The 4,448-nt window shown below is 64.6% G+C and carries 4 protein-coding genes and 2 pseudogenes (1 of these 6 cut by a window edge); 2 read left to right on the forward strand and 4 right to left on the reverse strand.

Annotated features, from left to right (window positions below; genetic code table 11):
• From ACFE99_RS07825 to ACFE99_RS07835, 3 genes and pseudogenes are all read right to left on the reverse strand, one after another.
• Window positions 1-140, reverse strand: a pseudogene (locus ACFE99_RS07825) (TIGR02569 family protein); the annotation flags it as partial.
• Between the two features lie 81 nt (window positions 141-221).
• Window positions 222-1,397 carry an adenylyltransferase/sulfurtransferase MoeZ gene (gene moeZ, locus ACFE99_RS07830; protein ID WP_375484027.1) on the reverse strand — a complete coding sequence of 392 codons (1,176 nt, stop codon included), beginning with the start codon at window positions 1,395-1,397 and terminating at the stop codon, window positions 222-224.
• Between the two features lie 127 nt (window positions 1,398-1,524).
• Complete coding sequence (locus ACFE99_RS07835; protein ID WP_375484029.1) at window positions 1,525-2,550, reverse strand: DUF3152 domain-containing protein; 1,026 nt, start codon at window positions 2,548-2,550, stop codon at window positions 1,525-1,527.
• 205 nt (window positions 2,551-2,755) lie between these two features.
• On the opposite strand from ACFE99_RS07835, the gene ACFE99_RS07840 reads away from it, so the two are divergent.
• Window positions 2,756-3,436, forward strand: a complete 681-nt coding sequence (locus ACFE99_RS07840; protein WP_375484031.1) for a TetR/AcrR family transcriptional regulator — start codon at window positions 2,756-2,758, stop codon at window positions 3,434-3,436.
• Here the strand turns inward: ACFE99_RS07840 and ACFE99_RS07845 are convergent.
• Window positions 3,423-3,671, reverse strand: a complete 249-nt coding sequence (locus tag ACFE99_RS07845) for a DUF3107 domain-containing protein (RefSeq protein ID WP_375484033.1) — start codon at window positions 3,669-3,671, stop codon at window positions 3,423-3,425. The genes ACFE99_RS07840 and ACFE99_RS07845 overlap by 14 nt on opposite strands.
• 172 nt (window positions 3,672-3,843) lie before the next feature.
• Here ACFE99_RS07845 and ACFE99_RS07850 point away from each other — a divergent pair.
• Window positions 3,844-4,448: pseudogene (locus tag ACFE99_RS07850) on the forward strand (MmpS family transport accessory protein); it runs 78 nt beyond the window's last position.

A 4,448-nucleotide genomic window follows, 5' to 3' on the forward strand; every position in this document is an offset into this window, starting at 1 on the left:
CGGGCGTGGTCGGCCACCATCGACAACACCACCTCGCCGCACCGCCAGCCGCCTTCCCAGCAGTCACCCAGCGGTTCCGGTCGCACACCACTTAGCCCGAACGCCGCCAAAACGTGCTCGGGCGGCCGCTCGACAGTCACAGGGTCAGGGTAACCGCGCTGACGACGGGTAATGCCGCTAGACACGACGGCCCAGCTACCCTGAGCGGCATCGTTAGCGCGCTAATACATCACCATGTCGGGCTGCATCTGCTTGGCCCACGCCACGATGCCGCCCTGCAGGTGAACCGCATCGGAGAAACCGGCCTTCTTCACCGCGGCCAACGCCTCAGCCGAGCGCACGCCAGTCTTGCAGTACAGCACCGGCATCCGGTCATGCGGCAGCTTGGCCAGGCCCTCGCCGGAATTGATCGACGACTGAGGGATCAGCTGTGCACCGTCGATGTGGTTGATGTCCCACTCCACGGGCTCGCGAACATCGATCAGCGCGACCTTCTTGCCGGAGTCCAGTAGCTCGCGCAGCTCGCGCGGGGTGATGGCAGATCCCGCGGCCGCATCGGCGGCTTCCGCGGACACAACCCCGCAGAACTCGTCGTAGTCGATCAGCTCGGTGATCTTCGGCGTCGACAGATCCTTGCGGACCGTGATCGTGCGATAGCTCATCTCCAGCGCGTCGTACACCATCAGCCGGCCCAGCAGTGGTTCGCCAATACCGGTGATGAGCTTGATCGCCTCAGTGCCCATCACCGATGCGATCGAGGCGCACAGGATGCCCAGCACACCACCTTCGGCGCACGAGGGCACCATGCCCGGTGGCGGCGGTTCGGGGTAGAGGTCCCGGTAGTTGAGGCCACGGCCGTTGGGCGCGTCCTCCCAGAACACCGAGACCTGGCCTTCGAAGCGGTAGATCGATCCCCAGACGTACGGCTTTTTCGCCAGCACCGCGGCGTCGTTGACCAGATATCGGGTCGCGAAATTGTCGGTGCCGTCGAGGATCAGGTCGTATTGCTTGAACAGCTCGACAGCGTTGCCCGGCTCCAGCTTCGTCTCGTGCAGCCGCACTTGCACCAGCGGGTTGACTTCGGCGATCGAGTCGCGCGCGGAGTGTGTCTTGGGTCGGCCGATGTCGGATACGCCGTGAATGATCTGACGCTGCAGGTTCGACTCGTCGACAACGTCGTAGTCGACGATGCCGATGGTGCCGACGCCGGCGGCAGCCAGGTAGAACAGTGTGGGCGCCCCCAGACCCCCTGCGCCGATCACCAGCACTCGGGCATTTTTCAGCCGCTTCTGCCCGTCTAGCCCAAGATCCGGGATGATCAGGTGGCGGCTGTAGCGCGCAACCTCGTCCCGGCTGAGTTGGGCTGCTGGCTCGACCAGCGGCGGCAACGATGTCACCGGATATCTCCTTGGTCGTCTAGTTCTCAGGTCCGTCAGCCACAACCATCACAGCAGTTGTCTTTCTCGACGGCAAACAGATCAACCGTGCGCTGCCCGCGATGCTTCCCCGGGTTCTAGCGCGCCGCTAGGCGATCGGGTAAGGCCAGGGGTTGAACCGGCAGGTCTTGCCGTCGGGTTTGACCCACTCGGGGTCGAACTTGGCCTCGTCGTTGTTGGCCGTGGAAAACGTCTGCTGCATCATCACCGGCGCTAAAGCGCCTTGCTTGTCGCAGGGCTCATGGCGCTGGTAACCGATGGCGTGGCCGACTTCGTGGTTGATCACATACTGGCGGTAGGAACCGACATCGCCTTCGAAGGGGACGGCTCCGCGCACCCAGCGGGCCTCGTTGATGAGTACTCGCTGCTGCGACTCCCGCCCGAACACCGGGTTGTAGCAGGAGGTTTCCAGCGGGATCTCATAGCCGCAGCCTTCGCGGATCGTCATCGGCGAGCTCAACGAGATCCGGAAATCGGGATTGCCGTTGTCGATCCGGACGAACGCAAATTGCGGGTTATGAGTCCAGCTCTTGGGATTGGCCAACGTCTCGTCGACCATTCGGACGAACGCTTCATCGCCGCCGAACGCCGTGGTATCCACCCCGTTCTCGACCTCGACGGTGTATCGGAACACCTTGGCAGTGCCCTGCCCGAACTGGGGCAGGGCGCCGGGAACGATATGCCATGTCTTGTCACCGGCCTCGGTGAACGGACCGCCTGCCGGCAAGAGCCCCGTCGGCAGATTGGCGTCGAACTCGGTCAAGCCGCGAGGCGGCGCGTCGATAATCGACGTGCCAACCACCCCTATCGTCGGCGGACCCTGCGCCGGATCCTGCGACGTAGGGGCCGGCGCACCGGTCCCGGTCACGGTCTGATACAGGACCACCACCGTGACCGCGGTCAGCACCGGCAGCGCATACGCGCGCCAGCCGTAGGTCGACACAAAGCGACCCAGCCAGGTTTGTTTGCGCCAGCGGCGCCCCCTGTCGCGGTTGGAGCGTGGCCGACCGGAGCCCCAGGCGAGCGGGTCGCGCTGAGCGCGCAGCGGTTCCCGCCACTCGTCGCGGAGGACGGGTACCCGACTTCCCCCGCGCTGCGCCGAGTCGTAGGTCACTGCCCCAGGATGGCACAGCTACCACTGGCTGGGGACTCTTGGCGCGCCCGTAGGGTGCTGCCGCACGCTGTTGCGCCGACGTTTAATCCGTCGATGGCGGTCGGGAATTCGCGGGGGCACTCGCGCGGGGGTAGTAGTGTCATTCGCACAGGCCGTGTGCGGCGACGCCGACGTTATGTGGCCGACAACCCAGATTGAGGACTTGATGAGCGAACTCGCGAACGCGACTGCACGCACGAGCGCTGAACACGTCGACCGGTCGTTAGGCAGCGGCGGAGCGGCGAACCGCCGCGGTAACCGGCTTCCTCGCGACGAGCGGCGCGGCCAATTGCTGATCGCAGCAAGTGAGATTTTCGTCGACCGTGGCTACCACGCAGCGGGAATGGACGAGATCGCCGACCGGGCTGGTGTCAGCAAACCGGTTCTCTATCAACACTTTTCAAGCAAGCTGGAGTTATATCTAGCGGTGCTCCAACGGCACGTGGAGAACCTGGTGTCCAGCGTGCGCCAGGCGCTGCGCACTACCACCGACAACTACCAACGGTTGAGCTCGGCGGTGCAGGCATTCTTCGACTTCATCGAGCACGAAAATCAGGGCTACCGGCTGATCTTCGAGAACGACTACGTCACCGAGCCTCAGGTCGCCGCCCAGGTACGGGTCGCTACCGAGTCCTGCACCGACGCGGTGTTCGACTTGATCAGCGCTGATTCAGGTCTGGATCCGCACCGGGCCCGGATGATCGCAGTGGGTCTGGTCGGCATCAGCGTCGACTGCGCCAGGTATTGGCTGGACGCCGATCGCCCGATCTCCAAAGAAGACGCGGTGGACGGCACGGTGCAGTTCGCCTGGGGCGGGCTGTCGCACGTGCCGCTCACCCGCTCGTAGCCGACTCCAGCCCGATCCCAAAGCCAACACGGCGCGACTCGGCGACACCGATCTCGACGTAGGCGATCTTTTGGGTGTTGATCAGGAACCGGCGTCCTCGCTCGTCGGCCAGGCTCAACACATCCGACTGCTTCCCCAACGCGGCGGTGACCAATTCCTGGACTTCGTCGGGCGTCTGCGCACTGGTGAAGACCAGCTCGCGGGGACTGTCCGTGATACCGATCTTGACCTCCACGCCGGCCTCCGTTCGAGTTCACCTCACAAGCGTTCCCGCATGCAGGCTAGTGGAAGCGGCATTGACCGCGCGCACCAGCCACTCACCGTCGACGAACCTCCAGCTGCGGCAATGTTTGCCCCGACACGCCGCGCGGCACCGCCTTCGGCAGTTTCCAGCCGATACCATCAGCATCATTAGCATCATTGATCACTCTGATACCGACGTCCGCGATTATCCGGACGAGGAGGCTTACGTCGGCGCCGACCACAGCGCCGGCGTATTCGACCATCGCTGGCGGCCGATCGCCGCGATCGCCAGTGCTGTGCTGGTGCTCGCTGTGATCGCCACCGCGCTGATCCTCTCCGGCGGTGACAGCGCCTCGACCACAGCCACGGTGGGGCCGCCACCGACGCGGCATGTCATCGCCACACCACGGCCAAGCATCCCGACGGCAGCGCCGCCGACGTCGCTCCCACGCGAGACGGTGACGACCGTGACGCCCTCAGCCGCGCCCACCACAGCACCGTCACCGATCCCCACCGTAGAGCCCAGCCCGTCGTCGGAAGCCAGCCCTCCTGCGGTGAATCCACGCACGGTCGTCTATTCGGTATCCGGGACAAAGCAGCAACTCTTCGACTTGGTGACCGTGATCTACACCGATGCGCAGGGCATGCCTCAAACCGACTTCAATGTGTCGCTGCCGTGGAGCAAGACGATCGTGTTGAACCCGGGCGAGCAGACCAAATCCGTCATCGCCACCAGCTTGGCCGGTCAGCTCAACTGCGCGATCACCGA

It is taken from the genome of uncultured Mycobacterium sp. (genome assembly GCF_964249325.1).
Lineage (GTDB): Bacteria > Actinomycetota > Actinomycetes > Mycobacteriales > Mycobacteriaceae > Mycobacterium.